This is a genomic window from Pseudomonas citri, assembly GCF_025336485.1.
Taxonomy (GTDB): Bacteria; Pseudomonadota; Gammaproteobacteria; order Pseudomonadales; family Pseudomonadaceae; genus Aquipseudomonas; species Aquipseudomonas citri.
In genome coordinates this window covers 37,530-55,458 of sequence record NZ_JAODAB010000029.1, presented here as the reverse complement: position 1 = coordinate 55,458, position 17,929 = coordinate 37,530, and the positions used below count along the sequence as shown (strand labels likewise).

The window sequence follows — 17,929 nt, the reverse complement described above, 5'->3', positions numbered from 1 at the left end:
AGACCTCATTGTCCGATTTGAGCCGTTTGTTCGGCTTGCACAGAGACGTTGCGTTTGCAGACTTTCGCTTCGATTTGCTGTGGCGCTGCACCGGCTTCGGGACCCTGGACTTCAACGGCCAGCAGGTTTTGCGAAGCCCAGTCCTCATCGGTGCGCAACTGGAAGGCGAAACGTCCGTCGGTGTCCGAGGTATTCGGTTTTTCGATCTTGATATCCTCGTGGCGCCCATTCATGTACCAGAGGGTGGCTTGCAACGTTTTCACCGAGGTGTCGGCGAAACGTATGTCGACTTGGTGACTGCCGTTACGCAGGTCCATGTTCTTGCTGTTGACCATCAATTCATTCTTGCCGGGCTTGAGCGCAGTCTTGCTGCTCATCAGGGCCGGCTTGCCTTCGCAGCCGTTGTTGTCCAGTAGTGCCATCATCTGGCGGTAGATGGTTTCCTGGTCCAGGCGGTACAGCGGCGAGAATTCCCAGATCAGGATCTTCGGCGGGTTCTTCTGGAATTCTTCGCTGCCCAGGTACTGGATCATCGCGCCCTCGAAGCCGCCGCCGGGGAAGGCCACGTTGAGGATGTCGGCGCCGATGGCTTCTTCCAGGAAACCGGCGAAGTTGTAGTTCTTGCCACTGTGGCTGGTACCCACGAGGGTGATCTGCGGGTTGCCGGAATCGCCGAACAGGTCGCCGTCACCGGCTTCGCCTTTCGGCTCGGTGGTGAACTGGTCCATGTACTGGATTGCATAGCTGGTGCCGCACAGTTGCCCGGCCATGTTGTGCAAGGTACCGGTCTTGCCCATGCGGCCGGACTTCTTGGTCTCGAACTCACGCTTGGGAATGTCGGCGAAGGCCGGGATCTGCTTGACCTTCTCGGCGACGATTTTGGCCGTGCGCTGGGCGCCGTAGGGGGTCCAGTGCTGGTCGCCACGGAAATAGAAGTCGTGGGCCGGCAGGGTTTCGGGCTGGTTTTCGTTGGTCAGCGGCGACAGGTCCGGCACCACGTAGCCCATCTGCGCGAAACGGCCGAGCATGCCCTTGTAGTTGGTCAGGGCCTTCTCATAATCGAAGCTGGCTTTTTCCTGCGGGTTGAGCTTGTTGCGGTTCACCAGGCCACGGGTCGGCTGGTAGACGATCACCAGCTCGACGCCCTTTGCCTTGAACGCATCGTGCAGTTGCTGCATGCGCTTGTAGCCGGCCGGGGTGGTGCTGAACTCGGTGCGCAGGTCTTCCTGGGTCCGGAACAGCCAGTCGCCCTGGGCTTGCACCAGCGTGGTGAAGTTCTGCTGGTAGCGCGTGGTGTAGTTTTTCGCATCATGGGCGGCAGGGCACAGGTTGCAGCACGGTTCGGCAGTGAAAGTCGGCGCCTTGATTTCATCGGCGCGCGCACCGCTTGCAGCGGCCAGGATGCCGGCAGTCAGGGCGGACAGGCCCAGGAGTTTGATCATTTGGGGGTTCATAAAGGTCATCCTCAGTCCCGCATTTCGGTCTGGCGTTCGACGGGGTCGATCAGCACGGCTTTCTGCTGGCGCACCAGCAGGTCGAGAATTTCGTCCTGGCGTTCGCCCAGGATTCCCGTGAAGCTGATGCCACTGGTTTTGGTCGGCGCGAGCATGGACACGCGGTACAGCTCGACGCTCAACGGCGAGTCGATGGACAGCGGACCACTGCCGTTGGCAGCCAGTTCACCACCCACGACGATCAGCGAGACCTCGGCGTCGAACGGGTCGAGCTTGATGTCGCGGTCGGTGTCGGACAGGTCCTTGATGTGGCCGTAGATACCGGTCAGGCCGTTGGCCATGGACACGTTTTCGTAAAGGCGAATGTTCACGCTGTTACGAATCCGGATGCCGTGGCGCTGGTTGCTGATCACCTTGTTGTCCCACAGCAGGTTGTCCGCACTCTCATAGAGCGTGATGCCGTCGGTGTGGTTCTTGTAGATCTCGTTGTAGGCGATGATGTTGTTCACGCTGTTCCGGTCGATCACCAGGCCCGAGAGTTTGTTGTCGTAGCTGCGGTTGTTGAAAATGAAGCTGTCGTTGACCTCACGGGAAATAATGATCCCGTGCTTTTTCTTGGTCCCGTAGACGGTGTTGTCGGCGATGACCAGCCGATGGGAACGGTCGTGGGGGTCGATGCCGTAGACGATGTTGTCTTTGTAGGTGTTGCTCTTGACCACGAAGTCGCGGGTTTCGTAGCAGTAGAAGCCGTACCACATGTCCGAGAACTCGGAACCGATGATCCAGCCGGTTGGTTCCGGGCGCTTGAGGACCTTGGCCATGTTCGGCGTGTACTGGGAAATACTCACCCCGTACGACTTACTGTTGGAGTAGCCGAAGCTGGCCATCTTGGTATTGACGATGTAGGTTTCGGTGCCGCCCCAGGACAGCAGGAACGGACGGAACTCCTTGGGCGAGCGGAACGTGGCCGGGCCATTGTCCTTCTCGCGCCAACCGGTGACCTTGGTGTCCCGGATGAACAACTGGCCGTCGTTGACCAGGAACGAGCCACCTTCCTGGGACAAGCGCAGTTCCTGGGTCTGTTTGTCGATTTCCAGGATGCCTTTCTGGCCGACCACGATCGGGATCTTCGCCAGGTAGACGCCTGGCGAAGTTTCGATGATGTACTTGGGCTGTTTCTTGGCCAGGTCCTTGAAGTTCATGTAGCCATCGTCGACGAAGATGGCCTGTGGGATACCGTGCTGGCGCACCACCCACTCGGCCATCTTGTTGTCGCCGCCGATGAAGTCCTTCAGGGCGTTTTCCTGCATCATCCGGCGCACGCTGGTCTTGCCGGGTTTGGCGCGGACGATTTTTGCCGCGGCCGCTTCGGCGGTGAAGCCTTTGAGGTCGGGCAGGGTGGGCTTGGCCAGCTCCAGTGGCGCGGTCGGCGCACTGTTGACGGTGTAGGTCTTGGCGCGTTGCAGTTCCTTGACCACGTTGCCCGGCTTGACCGCCGGTTCAACGTTGGCGAACGCCGGCGAGCCGGCCAGCAGCATGGCTGCGACCAACAGGCTGAGCGAACCTTTCATCGCCTGGCTGTTCCTGAGGTAGCGGTTCATTTCGGGCACTCCCATGGCCATTTGCATCAGAAGCGCCAGATCACGTCGACAAAGGCGCGATGCATGTACGAATCGACCTCTTTGCCGTAGGCGTCGCCCGGCTTGAACACGCCGCCACGAAAGCGCACCAGCGCCGACGGCTCATCGATGGACTGGCTCAGTGCCGCCGGCAACAGGCCTTGCTTGAAGTACTTGGTGACCACCAGGTCGACTTCCTGGCCCAGGTCCTTGTCGCCATCGCGCAGCGGCAGGGTCGAGGTGGACAGGATCGCGCCGGTCACGTCGTCGGTGTTGTTTTCCACCGCGTTGATGCCATTGCTGCCCACGGGCTTGTTGCCGTCCACGCGCCAGAACTTGTGGTACACGAGGCTGGCATCGTATTCGTCACGCAGTTGCCAGGAACCGAACAGGCTGGCGCTCTGGGTGTTGGCCATTTCGCCACGGAACGCTTCGCCGAAACGGTGCACGCGCGAACGGGTGCCGGTGAAGTTCGAACGGTTGCTTTGCAGGCCGTTCTGTTGGTACTCGTCGCTGGCGCGGGCATAGGCCGCACCGACTTGCCATTGCGGGTCCAGGCGCAGGCGGATACCCAGGTCAGTGGCCCAGCCGTTCAGGTCTTCGCTGCGCTTGGCTTGCGCCGGACGCGTGCCGTCGGCGTTGAGCGGGTTGACGGTGTCGCTGTCGCCGGTCATGCCGGTGAGACTGGCCCAGTAGTTGACGGTGTTGGTGTTGCGCCAGTTGTAGGCGTCGCTGTTGGCTTCCAGGCCCAGCCAGGAAATGTCACCGTTCTGGGTCTTGTCCAGGGTGTCGGTGGGTTCGCCCGGGGTCGGGTAGTCGAGGCTGCCGTTATCATGGGTGTGGTGGGCGCGGATGCTGGCCCACTGGCCTGGCATCCATTGGTAACCCACGTCGCCGTAGACGTGCAGGCGATCCTTGTCCTTGGGCGACAACTCCTTGAGGTCGGTGCGGTATTCGCTGAACCGTTCGGCGACGCCGAGGTTGGCCCGCAGCAAGGTGGTGTCGAAGGTCCAGTTCAGGGCTTCGATGTTGGTGTCGCGCCATTGGCCGTCATCGTTGCGCAGGCGTTGGCGACCGAATTTCAGCTGCTCGCCCGGGTACTGGGTCAGGCCGCTGTAGCCAATCCAGAATTCACGCATGGCCAGGTAGTTTTTCTTGGCTTCGCGGTCGCCGCTGTCGGTTTGCTGGGTGCTGCCATCGGACTGTTGCAGGGTGTCCGTCTCGATGACGTCGGTGGAGGTCACGGCCTGGGCCATGGCGTAGGCGCTCCAGTTGCCGCTTTCGCCATAGATCCAGGGACGCAGGTCCAGGCCGACGCCGTTGACGTCGCCACCGCTCTGGGTGCCGAGGTCGCGGTCATCTTCGGACTGGCCGGTGATCTTCACTTCCAGGCCGAAATTCTTGCTTTCGGTCAGTGCCGCCAAGGTCGGGCAAGACCACAGCAGGGCAAACGACAGGCCAATACCGGCCTTTACAAAAGGATTGAGCTTCAAGGGCTTCATAGTTGTTCCTCGCCGTCATCTTCTTTCAGGGCTTGCAGTTCCAGCGTATCGGGGCTCATGGCGCCACGAATGGCCTGCTCTTGTTGTAGCAGGCGTTGGGCTTGGGCAAGCTGCTGCGGCGGTAGTTGTGTTTCGAGGGTCTGGGCAAGCTCGTTCGCTTGCGGGGTGTTCTGGACCTTGGCCAACTGGCTGAACACGTAGGCGTAGACCGGGTTGGGCTTGGTGCCCTTGCCCTGGGAGAACAGCTGGGCAATGGCGTAGTCGGCACTGTTCTGGCCGTTGCGGGCGGCCTTGAGCAGGTGGTCCAGGGCTTTTTGCGAGTACACCTGGCCCAGGTAACCGCGGCGGTAGATCTGGCCGAGGTAGTAGTCGGCGGCCACTTCGCGGCCAACGGCTTTCTGGAAGTGCGCTTCGGCGACCTTGGCGTCGGCCGGCACCCACTTGCCTTCGTAGTACAGCTTGCCCAGCAGCAGCTCGGCACGCGGCTGGTCGGCGGCGCGACCGTTCTCCAGGTATTGCATCATCTTGTCGACGTCGCCCAGTTCGGGGAAGTCGTAGAGCAGTTGCGCCAGGCTGACCCAGGCAGCGGGGTAGCCGGGAGCGATGCCTTCGAGCAGCGACTGCGCGGTTTTTTCATCGGTCTTGCCCAGACTGGAGTCGGCCAGGACGCGAGCGACGCTGTCGACCCGTTGGGCGGACACGACACCGCGGGCATGACCGGCCTGCATCTGCTTGAGCAGTTCAGCCTGCTGTTCCGGTTGGCCGCGTTTCTGATAGACCGTGGCCAGTTCGACATAGCAGATGTCCGTGGTGGCCAGTGCCGCCTTGCAGACTTTTTCCACTTCGTCCAGGTGCTGGTCGTAGGTGCCCTGGGTGCGATAGAGCAGGATCTGCGCCAGGCCCGCTTCCGGGTAGCCGGCGCTGCGCCATTGGCTGATCTGCTGCTGGGCGTTGACGTTCGGGAAGCTGTGGGGGTATTGCAGGTACAGCATCGCCAGCGGGATGAGGGTATTGCCTTCACCGTTGGCGAAGGCTTTCTTCAACAGACCTTCGGCTTCGTGCTTTTCCGCTTCGGTGGAGCCTGGCTTGGCCACCAGCAGGCGACCCAGGCGCGCCTGGGCCCGTGGCGAGATGTCGGCCGCGGCGCGATACGTCGCCTCGGCTTTCTTCATCTGCTCGGGATCATGGCTGTCCACCTGGATGTCAGCCAGGCCCACCTGGGCCTCGCTGTAGCCCAGGTCTGCCAGTCGCTGATAGTTCTGCTGCGCCAGCGCCGTGTCGCCGCGCTTGAGGGCTTCGTTGGCCAGGCGTTGGTCGGGCAGCCCGGCGCAACCGGCCAGGCTGACGGCCAATGCCAGGGCACAGAATGTTCCCAGGTGGGAACGCGCTTGCGGCAAATCATCCTGACCGCGTTGATCCTTTCGCGAGCAATTCGGGTCGCCGAACCGTCGCTCCCACAGGGTCTGTGGGGTGTTCAGGATTTTTATAATGGTCACGGGCATATCCTCGACTTAAATACCGACGGCCATGGCTTTGTCGATCAGCCAGCCCAGGTTCGGGCCCCGGTCGCTGTGAACTTCTGCCGGACGGCCGGCCAGCGAGCTGTCCAGGGGTTCGTCAGGCTTGATCAGCACACGGATATCGGAGGACAGGTCTTCACTTTTCAGACTGGTGCTGCTGACGATCTTGCCGGTACGGGTGACGTCTTCGCCGGCCACCTGGAAGCTGACCGCAGTGCCTGGGCGCACGTCGCCGAACTGGCGATAGGAGAAGCGTGCCTCGATGTTGGCTTCGGTGCCCCGTGGGACCAGTTGGAAGATCGTGTCGCCCTTGCTGGCGTACTGACCGTTGGACACCAGTTGCTGGGCCACGATGCAGTCGCACGGGGAAGTCAGGGTGCCGGTCATCTGCTTGCCGAACAATTCCTCGACCTTGGCCGGTTGCAGTTGGTTGTCGTCCAGGTGGCCCTTGAGCACGTCGAGCATGCTGGTGCTGAACGTGGCCAGCGGGGCGCCCTTGGCGGCTACGCCGTCAGCCTTGACCAGGCTTTGCACGGTGCCGTCGCGAGGCATGGTGATGGCCATGCCCGGTACGTTCACCAGGCCCGCCTGGGCGTGGCTGACGAAGTACATGCCGTACACCGACTTGAAAACGAAGCCGAACGCCGTCAGGCCAACGACGAACACACCCAGGCTGAAGGTCACGGCCCGCAGGCGGCCAAAGGCGCTCATGCCACCGCTTTCGTCTTTTTGCTTGCGCGCCTTGGTGAAGTTGTCGCGTTGCAGGGTCGCCAGCACATCGCCAACGCCGACGATGTCGCCGGCCAGGTGCGAGGTGATGATGTGGCGCAGTGTCGAGATGTCCCGTGGTTCCAGGTTCTGGAACTGGCAGCCGGTGCGGCCGGTCTGGCGGTCGTGGGAGCGGATCTGCAGTTCCACGTCCATGGCCAGGCCCAGGTTGTCGATGACGAATTGCAGGCGACCCTTGTAGGCCTCGCCGACCTTGAGGGGCAGTTGACCGGCATTGAAGCTCAGGCCACCGGCGGACAGGTCCAGGACCTTGACTTCCATGGGCGTCCGGTCGGGGCCGAAGAAACGCAACTTGGCCGGGATTTTCACTCGGGCGTGTTGGCGCTGGGCTTCGGATTCATGCACTACGTTGACATTCACGGCGGTATTCATAGGGGCGATTTCCTGGTTAATTCATTCAAGTCCGGTCAGACCATCATCAGCAGCACGGCAACAAAAATGCTGCCGGCGGAGAAGGTCATGGTCCGAGACGACCATGTGTTGAACCAACGTTGAAAGCTGGCGAGATCACGAGACAGAGAAGTGGGTTGGCGCGTCCAGGACTGTTGGTCGAGGCGGAAGAACACGTAGATCTTCACCAGGGCGCCGACGATCTGGTTGTAATAGAGAATCGCCGGGTAGGCAGGGCCGATCCGGTGGCCGGAGCACGACAGCAGCAAGGTCAGGATGAACCGGGTAATACCGATCCATAGCAGGTACGCCAGGATGAACGCGGTGCCGTACTTGAAGCTGGCGATCAGTGCCACGGTCAGGCCCAGCAGCGAGGTCCACATCGACACGCGCTGGTCGAACAGCACCACCGAGGTAAACAGGCCCAGGCGGCGCAGACCCAGGCCCAGGGCCCGGGAGTTTTGCCGCAAGTTGTTGCCATACCAGCGGAACATCAGTTTGCGACTGGCCTTGATGAAACTCTTTTCCGGCGGATGCTCGACCGTCAGGATCGCCGCATCGGGCACGTAGAACGTGTCGTAGCCCAGGCGCATCAGGCTGAACCAGCTCGATTTGTCATCGCCGGTCAGGAACTTGAAGCGGCCCAGGCGCCAGTGTTGCAGCGAGTCGCTTTCCACGTCGGCGATGAATTCGGGGTTGGTCACCACGGTGGCACGGAACACCGACATGCGCCCGGTCATGGTCAGCACGCGCTTGGACAGGGCCATGGAGCACATGTTGATGTGACGCTGGGCGAAACGCAGCTTGTGCCATTCGCTCATGATGTAGCCGCCGCGCACTTCGCAGAACTCGTTGGTGGTCAGGCCGCCGACATTGCCGAACAGGTGGAACCACGGCACGGTCTTGCGCACGACGCCTTCGGCGAGCACGGTGTCGCCATCGATCACGGCCACCACGGCGCGGTCATCCGGCAGGTGGCGGGAGATGGCGCGGAAGCCGAAGGCCAGCCCGTCACGCTTGCCGGTACCGGGAATGCGCACGAAGTCCAGCTTGACCCGCGCTGGCGGGTTCTGGCGAGCCCAGAGGCTCTTGATCAGCAGTTCGTCGGACATTTCCACGATGGAGCAGACCACGGTGGTGGGCAGCCCGCATTCGATCGCCTCGCGAATCACCGAGCCATAGACCTGGGCGGTGGTCAGCGCGTCGATCCGGAAACTGGTGACCATCAGGTACACGTGGGACGGGTCCGCGGCCTTGCCCATTTTGCGAATCTTGCGACGCAGGTGCGGGTAGACGATGTACAGGAAGATCATTCCACGCACGAAATGCGTCGCGCCCATGGAATAACGCCAAATGCCCACGGCACCGATCAGGAAGATGAAATCCTTGGATTCGGAGTCGAACGTGGACGTGGGCAGCGCCATGGCGATGCCCATCAATAAACTCAAGTAAAACAGCCAACCGGCGGCCTGGAGCAGGCCGTGCTTTAGCCTGTGCATAATCGGTACCCTAAAGTCAGTTGCAAGCTTCAAGCTCCAAGCTTCAAGCCCAGGCGAATGTGCATTCGCCCGGGCTTGGTGCCTGAAGCTTGCGGCTGCCTTACCAGCAGATGCCTTCGGTCCGGCCGCTTGGGGAAGTGGCCTTGGACATGAAGCCGACCAGGTCGATGACCTGCTTGCCTTCCGGTACGTTCTCGGTCAGTGCGCGGAACTGCTCGTCGCGGTTGCCGAGGATGATGATGTCGGAGTTGTCGACCACCGCGTCGAAGTCCGAGTTGAGCAACGACGAGACGTGAGGAATCTTCGACTCGATGTAGTCCTTGTTCGCGCCGTGGACACGGGCGTATTCGACGTTGCGGTCGTAGATGCGCAGGTCGTAACCCTTGCCGATCAGCATTTCCGCCAGTTCCACCAGCGGGCTTTCACGCAGGTCGTCAGTGCCGGCCTTGAAGCTCAGGCCCAGCAGGGCGACTTTGCGCTTCTCGTGGCTGGAGACGATGTTGAAGGCGTTCTGCACTTGCGATTCGTTACTGCGCATCAGCGAGTTGAGCAGTGGCGCTTCCACGTCCAGGGAACCGGCGCGGTAGGTCAGGGCGCGAACGTCCTTGGGCAGGCACGAGCCGCCGAAGGCGAAGCCAGGGCGCATGTAGTACTGGGACAGGTTCAGGGCCTTGTCCTGGCAGACCACGTCCATCACTTCGCGACCGTCGACGCCGACCGCCTTGGCGATGTTGCCGATCTCGTTGGCGAAGGTCACCTTGGTGGCGTGCCAGACGTTGCAGGTGTACTTGATCATCTCGGCGACGGCGATGTCCTTGCGGATGATCGGCGCATCGAGTTCTTCGTACAGCGATTGCAGGACGTCGCCGGAGGCTTTGTCCAGCTCACCGATCACGGTCATTGGCGGCTGGTCGTAGTCCTTGATCGCGGTGCTTTCGCGCAGGAACTCAGGGTTGACGGCAACACCGAAGTCGACGCCGGCTTTCTTGCCGGAGCAGTCTTCCAGGATCGGGATGACCACGTTCGCCACGGTGCCCGGCAGTACGGTACTGCGAACCACGATGGTGTGGCGGGTGGTCTTGTCGCGCAGGACATAACCGATCTCGCGGCATACTGCTTCGATGTAATTCAGTTCCAGGTCACCGTTCTTTTTGCTCGGTGTACCGACACAAATCATCGACAGGTCGGTATCGCGGATCGCTTCGGCGAAGTTGGTGGTGCCACGCAGCCGGCCTGTTTCAATGCCTTGCGCCAACAGCTCACCCAGACCCGGTTCAACGATCGGCGATTTACCGGCGTTGATCATGTCGATCTTGTCTTTGGCGACATCTACGCCAACTACGTCATGGCCCCGTGCAGACAGGCAACCGGCACATACTGCACCGACGTAACCCAAACCAAATATGCTAATGCGCATCGCATTTACCTCTGTTTTTACGCCATTAAATGGCCGGAGTTAATAGTCTTTTCAGCGGTCATAGTGCACTCGGAAGTGTGGCGCGCAGGCGCGACAATGCCGGGTACAGGCATACAAAGTTCCGAGTGGCTAAATAATTGCACTCAAGTTGTGCGCAAGTGGCCTAGTTGTTATGACTTGCCCTGTTATGCAGCCAGTCCTCGTTGTCGGGAACGCTCGTGCAAAGGTTCTTCACTGCTGATTTCTGGCATAAAGCCCACAAAATCAGCAGCTTGTGTGCTCAGGTGAGCACGTGATAGGGGCGCAGCCTTGGCCTTTTTGGGGATACTAATGGTGCGTTATCTCCCGTCCTTTTAAGTGAATCCTATGAGACGATCGTTTCACTAAGTTCTCGTGACAACTTGGTTAAATTCGACCGACCTCCTTTGTAAGTTATCTCTTACACGCTCGCCGAGAATCGTTACGGGTGGTATGAGCCGTGCGATTTCACATAGTTCCGATCCGCCCATCGCGAATTTCGAAATTTTTCGAAATATTATGAAAGATGGCACTACTTTCAATTTGATGGCACTTGCCGTTTCGCCCTTTATTAACGGGTAGTTGGCGGGGGTAGATGGTTCTTTGCCACTACCTGAGAAATTTTTTGGTGCCACTACGCAAAAAACTGACGAGTGTCGAGTGAAAGAAAAGTTAGTGAGAGGGGTGGTCGATTTATTGGCGTCATGAAAATGACGAAATGGGCGAGTAACTAAGATGACAAACGCGGGTTTGATCGAAGCCCCCGATCAGGGGGCGATATAAAGTCATGCTCTATTCGGGGGCATGGTCACGCAGGAAAACCAGTTTGTCCGGGGTCGATTGTTGTGCGTGGAAGCGATAGCCCTGCACATCGAATTCCTTGAGCTGTGCTGGATCGTTGATGCGCTCCTGGATCACGAAGCGACTCATCAGGCCCCGGGCTTTCTTGGCGTAGAAACTGATGATCTTGTACTGGCCATTCTTCAGGTCCTTGAACTCGGTGTCGATGACGCGCGCCTTCAATGCGCTGCGCTTGACCGCCGAGAAATACTCATTGGACGCCAGGTTCAGCAGGACATCGTCGCCCTGGTCGGCCAACGCTTCGTTCAGCCATTCACTGATGCGTGAGCCCCAGAATGCGTAGAGGTCCTTGCCGCGGGCATTGCTCAGTTTCGTGCCCATCTCCAGGCGATAGGGTTGCATCAGATCCAGCGGGCGCAACAGGCCGTAGAGGCCAGAGAGCATGCGCAGGTGTTGCTGGGCGTAGTCGAAATCGGCTTCGCCGAAGCTCTGCGCATCCAGGCCGGTGTAGACGTCACCCTTGAAGGCCAGCAACGCCTGCTTGGCATTGGCCGGGGTGAATGCCGGGGTCCAACTGCCGAACCGCGCGGCATTGAGGCCGCCGATCTTGTCGGAGACGTGCATCAGTTCGCTGATCTGGGCCGGCGAAAGATCGCGCAATTGTTCGATCAGTTCCTGGGAGTGGTCCAGGTATTGCGGTTGGGTAAAACGCTCGGTAGCCGGCGGTGTTTCGTAATCGAGGGTCTTGGCGGGGGAAATCACCATCAGCATGCTAATCGTCTCCTTCAAAGGTGCGGCGATTCTAGGGGGTTGTCCGGGTGGACTCCAGCTATAGGGGGGATAGGTGATGGGGGGCGATTCAGGCCATGGTCTGGGTGCCGTTGGCTTTTGTGGCGAGGGGGCTGTGGGAGCAGAGTCCTTTGACCACAAGGGTATTACCCCAGGATCAGCTATCATGCCGCGCGGGTTTTGCTATGGAGACATCCCTTTTGCGTATCGCCCTTTTGTTATCGGCCTGGTTGTTGAGCCTGGGCGCCATTGCCGCACCCAACGACGTCGCCACCCTGGACCGCAGCACTTGGCCGGAGCAGCTCACCAGCCCGACGTTGTTCGATGTGGCGTCGCGGGCCGAGATCCTGATGTTCGCCAACGTCCTGCTGGACACCGACGCCATGGACGAAATCGCCCTCAAGCAATACCTGGGGTTGCGCTCGGTCAATATGGCAGCGGTCGAGGCTCTTCGTGCGCGGCTGTGGCAGCGGTTGCTGGCCGGCTACAACTTCGCCCAGCAGAGTTGCGATCAGGATGCTTCATTCTGTTACCTGGTCGAGAACATGGCGACCCTGCGAGAAGAAGCGCGCAGGCTCCAGCTTGATGAGAACTCGTATTACATCAAGTGGGCCGAGCCGAGCCGCAGCTTCCACATACGCTACCGCGACGAACTGCTGCGCAAGGCCGCGCTGTTTCCCCAGGCCACCAGCGAGATCGAGCGTTTCGGCGATTACGAACGCAACGGCGAGGGCATGCACGACCGGCTGTTCCTGCTGACCTTCGACAGCGGCGCCAACGTCGTGCCGGACAATACCCCCTGGCTGACTGAATACCTGCGCAAGTCGAACATGAGCGGCACTTTCTTTGTCCTGGGCAAGGATATCCAGGCACGGTTGGCCGAGCATTCGGTCAACAACCTCCAGGCGTTGTATTCGGGGCAATGCGTGGGCGTGCAGGGCTGGGAGTTTCGTTCCCACAGCTACTGGCAAGACTGGCAGGACTCGGTGCGACGCAGTGTCGATCTGGTCAAGGGCAAGCTGCCGGAGAACTACGTACCGCTGTTTCGTCCGCCCCAGGGCCAGCGCCGGGGCGACGCCGGCCCGTTTTTCCGCAACCAGGGGCTGCAAGTGGCGTTGTGGGACATCGACCCGCAGGACAGCAGCAATCGCCTCAAGCCCGAGCAGAGTGCCCATCGCGCATTGACCTTGATGCTGCTGTGGCGTCACGGGGTGATCAACTTCAACGCCAAGCAGGATGCGGTGAAAACGGCGTTGCCCTGGCTCATGACGCACACAGCGCAAAGCGGGATCGGTTGGGAAGATTGCCAGGAGGCGTTTCGCTGAAGCCGGGAAAAGGCCCGGAAACACTGGGAGTAGGAAGAAAAACGGCGCACATTCATGACGACCGGACTTCCGACTTTAACGGCGCAGCGGCGCTACGCCAAGGGTTATTCGTCACTCTGAAAAATAAACTTCAAAAAAGCGTCAAAGTGCTTTTTCCTGTCATGGTTTTTGGAGTAAGAAGAAGTCAGACCGCCGAAACCTGCAACACAGGTGGCGTCTGCAAAGACCCAGGTTGTGTGCAGTTCACCTGAAAACCTCGCGGGTGAATTCGGTGGCTACCTCGAGGCGCAGCACTGTCATGGTATTGCGTCGAATGGCCCCCACAAAGGTGACCGAGTATGGATGACCACGGACGTAGCCCTTCCTCCAACCAGCCAATCCTCTATGTACTCGATACCAACGTATTGATCCACGATCCAAACGCGCTGCTGAATTTCGAAGAACACCACGTTGCCATCCCGATGACCGTGCTCGAAGAGCTGGACAAGCTCAAGAGCGGGCACCACAGCGTCGCGGCCGAATGTCGCCAGGCCATCCGCCTGATCGACAAGACCCTGGGCGATGCGTCTCCCGAGGATGTTGAGCTCGGTGTGCCGATCCAGCGTGGCAAAAGTGGTCCCAAGGGCCTGCTCTCGATCCTGATGAGCAAGCGCACCGAGCCGAACGTGGTGCTGCCGGAACACCTGAACGACAACATCATCATCAACCAGTTGATCGACCTGCACGCGCGCACCAAGGACCAGGCCGTGGTGCTGGTGACCAAAGACATCAACATGCGCCTCAAGGCCCGTGCCTGTGGCATTGCGGCGGAGGACTACAGCACCGACCAACTGGTCGACGACGTGTCGCTGCTGCCCAACGGCTACCACACCATGACCGGCTCCTTCTGGGACCGCGTGAGCAAGGTCGAGACCCGCCAGGACCATGGCCGCACCTGGCACCAGGTGCAGTTGATCGACAACCTGCCGGCGGTGCACATCAACGAGTTCATCATTGACGAACAAGGATTCGTCGGCTGGATCAAGGAAATCGAGGACGACCGGCTATTGATCCTCGACTTGCACCAGGAGCCCCTGTTGCATCAGGAAGCCTGGGGCCTCAAGCCACGCGACATCTACCAGAGCCTGGCGCTGTTCGCCTTGCTCGATCCGGATATCCACCTGGTCAACCTGTCCGGCGCCGCCGGTTCCGGCAAGACCATCCTGGCCCTGGCTGCCGCCATCGAGCAGACCATGGTCAGCAAGCGTTACCGGCGGATCATCGCCACCCGCAGCGTGCAGGGCCTGGACCAGGAAATCGGTTTCTTGCCCGGCACCGAAGCGGAAAAAATGGAGCCCTGGCTGGGGGCGATCACCGACAACCTCGAAGCCTTGCACATGGATGACGAAAGCACCCATGGCAGCGTCGACTACATCCTCAGCAAAGTGCCGTTGCAATTCAAATCCCTCAACTACATCCGCGGCCGCAGCTTCCAGCAAAGCCTGATCCTGATCGACGAATGCCAGAACCTCACCCCGCACCAGATGAAAACCATCATCACCCGTGCCGGCGCCGGTTCCAAAGTGGTGTGCCTGGGTAACCTGGCACAGATCGACACCCCTTATCTGTCCGCGACCAGTTCCGGGCTGACCTACCTGACCGAACGCTTCAAGGACTTCCCCAACGGGGTCCACATCACCCTGCAGGGCGTACCGCGCTCGATTCTCGCCGAATACGCCGAATCTCACCTGTAACTCCAGCCAAGCCGGGCGACCACGCGGTCGCCCGGTTGTTTGCACGTCCGGGGAAATGCGCTGGCTGGAACGGTCGGTGCGACAATCCGCCCTGCCCGAATCTGACCCACGGGTTTACAATCGACACTCCCCGATCAGGAGTAACCCCGTGCTGACCCATCTCGATTCCCAAGGTCGCGCCAACATGGTCGACGTGACCGATAAAGCGGTGACGTTCCGCGAAGCCACGGCCGAAGCCTTTGTGCGCATGCTCCCCGAAACGCTGCAGATGATCGTCAGTGGCGGCCATCCCAAGGGCGATGTGTTTGCCGTTGCGCGCATTGCCGGCATCCAGGCCGCCAAGAAAACCAGCGACCTGATCCCGCTCTGCCACCCGTTGATGCTCACCAGCGTCAAGGTCGAACTCAATGCCGAAGGCGAGGACCGGGTGCGCATCGTGGCTCGTTGCAAACTGTCGGGGCAGACCGGAGTGGAAATGGAAGCGCTCACCGCCGCCAGCGTCGCCGCGCTGACGATTTATGACATGTGCAAGGCCGTGGACCGGGGCATGATCGTCGAGGGTGTGCGGGTGCTGGAGAAACTCGGTGGCAAGAGCGGTCATTTCCAGGCGGATGCGTCATGAAAATCAACGTGAAGTTCTTTGCTCGTTATCGCGAGGCCTTGGGCCTGGATTCGCAAAAGGTCGAAGGCGATTTCTCCACGGTGGACGACGTTCGGGCGTTGCTGGCCGCGCGCGAAGGTTTCGACGTGCTCAATGAGCAGAACCTGATGTGTGCCCGTAACGAAGACCTCTGCCAACTCGACGAGCCACTGGAGGATGGTGACGAAGTCGCGTTTTTCCCCACGGTGACCGGAGGCTGACCCATGGCGATTCGTGTGCAGGCCGAGCCATTCGATCCGGGTTGCGAAGTCAACGCGATGCACGCCGCGAACGTCGGCGTGGGGGCGGTGGTGAGTTTTGTCGGTTACGTGCGTGACTTCAATGATGGCCTGGATGTGTCCGGGATGTTCCTGGAGCATTACCCGGGCATGACCGAAAAGGCCCTGGGCAAGATCGCCACCGAGGCCGAGCAGCGCTGGCCGTTGCTCAAGCTGGAAGTGCTGCACCGCATCGGCGCCCTGGAGCCGGGCGAACCGATCGTCTTCGTGGCCGCTGCCAGCGCCCATCGCCAGGCGGCTTTCGACGCCTGCGCCTTTGTCATGGATTACCTCAAGACCCGCGCACCGTTCTGGAAAAAGGAAAACACCGTCGACGGCCCACGCTGGGTCGAGGGGCGTGACAGTGATCATGCAGCGGCGGATCGCTGGAAGCGTTAGCTAACCGACTGTTTATCCAGAAGTTGTGAGCCCCCCTTTGCGAGCTAGCCCGCGAAGGGGCTACCAGCCTCTCATCACTTTCTCAGATTCTCCTAATTGACGATATGTACATTAAAGTCCAGTATGGATTTATAAGTACATCATATCGCTGCGCCCCCATTTTCTCTGCCAAACCAACAACAACCCGCGAGAGAACGATCATGAAGAAATTCCCCCTCATCACCGGCCTTGCCTTGAGCCTGCTGGCCTCCAGCAGCCTGTTCGCCGCCGAGAAGACCCTGCGCATCGGCATCGAGGCAGCGTATCCGCCGTTCGCTTCGAAGAATGCCGAAGGCAAGATCGAAGGATTCGACTATGACATCGGTAACGCCTTGTGCGCCCAGATGCAGGCCAAGTGTGAGTGGATCGAGGGTGAGTTCGACGGGCTGATTCCGTCGTTGAAAGTGAAGAAGATCGACCTGGCGCTGTCGTCCATGACCATCACCGAGGAGCGCAAGAAGTCGGTGGATTTCACCCACAAGTACTACTTCACCTCGTCGCGCCTGGTGATGAAGGAAGGTGCGGTGGTGGATGATCAATACGCCAGCCTCAAGGGCAAGACCGTGGGCGTGCAACGTGCCACCACCACAGATCGCTATGCCACGGAGGTATTGGAACCCAAGGGCGTGGTGATCAAGCGCTACAGCAACAACGAGGAGATCTACATGGACCTGGCGTCCGGCCGGCTGGACGCGATCTTCGCCGACACCATCCCGCTGGAAGACTTCCTGTCGATGCCGCGGGGCAAGGGTTATGGGTTTGTCGGGCCTGAGCTCAAGGACCCGAAATACGTCGGTGAAGGCGCCGGGATCGCCGTGCGCAAGGGCAATACCCAACTGGTGGCGGATCTGAACAAGGCCATCGATGGGATTCGCGCCAGTGGCGAATATCAGAAGATCGAGGCCAAGTATTTCAAGTCGGATATCTACGGCGACTGATCAGTCGCCATTATCGGATCGCTGTCCGGAGCATTGCCTGGCCTGTTCGCCACGGGGTCAGGCCAGGCAATGCAAAGGTCAGGACTTCAATTCCTTCAGGTGCTTGTACACCGTCGCCCGTCCCATGTTCAGCACGTTGGCCACATAGTTGGATGCGCTCTTGCCCTTGAACGCGCCTTCGGCATGCAGCGCCAGGACCAGCTCGCGTTTGTGGTCGCGGGTCAGCAGGTTCAGGCTCAGTTGGCGCTCACGCAGCCAGGCGTGCAGGAAGGTGTTGATGCGCTCCTGCCAGTCATCGCGAAACAGTGAATCCGGCTGAGGAATCAACTTGTTCGGCGAGAGGAACAGGTCCAGTGCGGCCTTGGCATTTTCGAACAGCGAAATGTTCAAGTTGATGCACAGCACCGCCAGGGGCTGACCCTCGGCATTGCGCAGTACGCTGCTGAGGCTGCGAATCTTCTGCCCATCCCAGTTCAGCTTCTCGTACGGCCCGATGTTACGTTCGCTGACTTCTTCGCTGAGCATGTCTTCCAGGGACGAATCGTCGCCAATTTCGCGCTTGGACAAGTTGTTGGCGATGTAGTCGACTTTCTGTGTGTGCAGGTCGTGCAACACCACTTCGGCGTGGGGATAGAACAGCGTGGCGATGGCGTCGGCAATGACGCGGAAGTTTTCCAGTGCCGGATCGGCTTGCGGGGCATTCATGACAGGGCTCCAGGCAACGTCAGCGCCCCGTGAAGCAGGGGCGCAGGGGAGTGTGCCGCAATCGTGGCGATGCG

At 60.1% G+C, this 17,929-nt stretch carries 15 protein-coding genes; 6 read left to right on the top strand and 9 right to left on the bottom strand.

Annotated elements, in window-relative coordinates; all coding sequences use genetic code 11:
* Positions 1-5: 5 nt before the first annotated feature.
* From N4Q37_RS23970 to yaaA, 8 genes are all read right to left on the bottom strand, one after another.
* Positions 6-1,454 carry an alginate O-acetyltransferase gene (locus N4Q37_RS23970; RefSeq protein WP_260962290.1) on the bottom strand — a complete coding sequence of 483 codons (1,449 nt, stop codon included), beginning with the start codon at positions 1,452-1,454 and terminating at the stop codon, positions 6-8.
* Between the two features lie 11 nt (positions 1,455-1,465).
* Positions 1,466-3,055 carry a mannuronan 5-epimerase AlgG gene (gene algG, locus N4Q37_RS23965; RefSeq protein WP_260962288.1) on the bottom strand — a complete coding sequence of 530 codons (1,590 nt, stop codon included), beginning with the start codon at positions 3,053-3,055 and terminating at the stop codon, positions 1,466-1,468.
* Between the two features lie 26 nt (positions 3,056-3,081).
* Positions 3,082-4,566 (bottom strand): alginate export family protein, encoded by a 1,485-nt coding sequence (locus N4Q37_RS23960; RefSeq protein WP_260962318.1) that lies wholly within the window; start codon positions 4,564-4,566, stop codon positions 3,082-3,084.
* A 5-nt stretch (positions 4,567-4,571) separates the two neighbouring features.
* Positions 4,572-6,071: an alginate biosynthesis TPR repeat lipoprotein AlgK gene (gene algK / locus N4Q37_RS23955; RefSeq protein ID WP_260962286.1), complete on the bottom strand. Its 1,500-nt coding sequence runs from the start codon at positions 6,069-6,071 to the stop codon at positions 4,572-4,574.
* A 15-nt stretch (positions 6,072-6,086) separates the two neighbouring features.
* On the bottom strand, positions 6,087-7,256 hold the full coding sequence (locus tag N4Q37_RS23950) for an alginate biosynthesis protein Alg44 (protein ID WP_260962284.1): 1,170 nt from the start codon (positions 7,254-7,256) through the stop codon (positions 6,087-6,089).
* A gap of 35 nt (positions 7,257-7,291) precedes the next feature.
* Positions 7,292-8,773 carry a mannuronan synthase gene (alg8, locus tag N4Q37_RS23945; RefSeq protein ID WP_390897957.1) on the bottom strand — a complete coding sequence of 494 codons (1,482 nt, stop codon included), beginning with the start codon at positions 8,771-8,773 and terminating at the stop codon, positions 7,292-7,294.
* Between the two features lie 100 nt (positions 8,774-8,873).
* Positions 8,874-10,190, bottom strand: a complete 1,317-nt coding sequence (locus tag N4Q37_RS23940; protein WP_260962283.1) for a nucleotide sugar dehydrogenase — start codon at positions 10,188-10,190, stop codon at positions 8,874-8,876.
* 810 nt (positions 10,191-11,000) lie between these two features.
* Positions 11,001-11,780, bottom strand: coding sequence for a peroxide stress protein YaaA (gene yaaA / locus N4Q37_RS23935; protein WP_260962281.1), 780 nt, complete (start codon positions 11,778-11,780; stop codon positions 11,001-11,003).
* A 218-nt stretch (positions 11,781-11,998) separates the two neighbouring features.
* Here yaaA and N4Q37_RS23930 point away from each other — a divergent pair, with 218 nt between their 5' ends.
* The 6 genes from N4Q37_RS23930 (at position 11,999) to N4Q37_RS23905 (ending at position 17,150) form a co-directional block, all read left to right on the top strand.
* The gene (locus tag N4Q37_RS23930; RefSeq protein WP_260962279.1) at positions 11,999-13,123 is read left to right on the top strand and encodes a polysaccharide deacetylase family protein; all 1,125 of its coding nucleotides are present in this window, start codon (positions 11,999-12,001) and stop codon (positions 13,121-13,123) included.
* 338 nt (positions 13,124-13,461) lie between these two features.
* Entirely contained in the window at positions 13,462-14,856 is a 1,395-nt protein-coding gene (locus N4Q37_RS23925; protein ID WP_260962277.1) for a PhoH family protein, read from the top strand.
* Positions 14,857-15,004: 148 nt separating this feature from the next.
* On the top strand, positions 15,005-15,478 hold the full coding sequence (gene moaC / locus N4Q37_RS23920) for a cyclic pyranopterin monophosphate synthase MoaC (protein ID WP_260962275.1): 474 nt from the start codon (positions 15,005-15,007) through the stop codon (positions 15,476-15,478).
* Positions 15,475-15,717 (top strand): MoaD/ThiS family protein, encoded by a 243-nt coding sequence (locus N4Q37_RS23915; protein WP_260962274.1) that lies wholly within the window; start codon positions 15,475-15,477, stop codon positions 15,715-15,717. The genes moaC and N4Q37_RS23915 overlap by 4 nt, the downstream gene beginning before the upstream one ends.
* Positions 15,718-15,720: 3 nt before the next feature.
* Complete coding sequence (gene moaE / locus N4Q37_RS23910; RefSeq protein WP_260962272.1) at positions 15,721-16,173, top strand: molybdopterin synthase catalytic subunit MoaE; 453 nt, start codon at positions 15,721-15,723, stop codon at positions 16,171-16,173.
* A 200-nt stretch (positions 16,174-16,373) separates the two neighbouring features.
* A complete protein-coding gene (locus tag N4Q37_RS23905) occupies positions 16,374-17,150 on the top strand; it encodes an ABC transporter substrate-binding protein (RefSeq protein WP_260962271.1) in 777 nt (258 codons plus the stop codon).
* A 78-nt stretch (positions 17,151-17,228) separates the two neighbouring features.
* On the opposite strand, the gene N4Q37_RS23900 is transcribed toward N4Q37_RS23905, so the two are convergent.
* Entirely contained in the window at positions 17,229-17,855 is a 627-nt protein-coding gene (locus tag N4Q37_RS23900; RefSeq protein WP_260962269.1) for a helix-turn-helix transcriptional regulator, read from the bottom strand.
* Between the last annotated feature and the right edge of the window lie 74 nt (positions 17,856-17,929).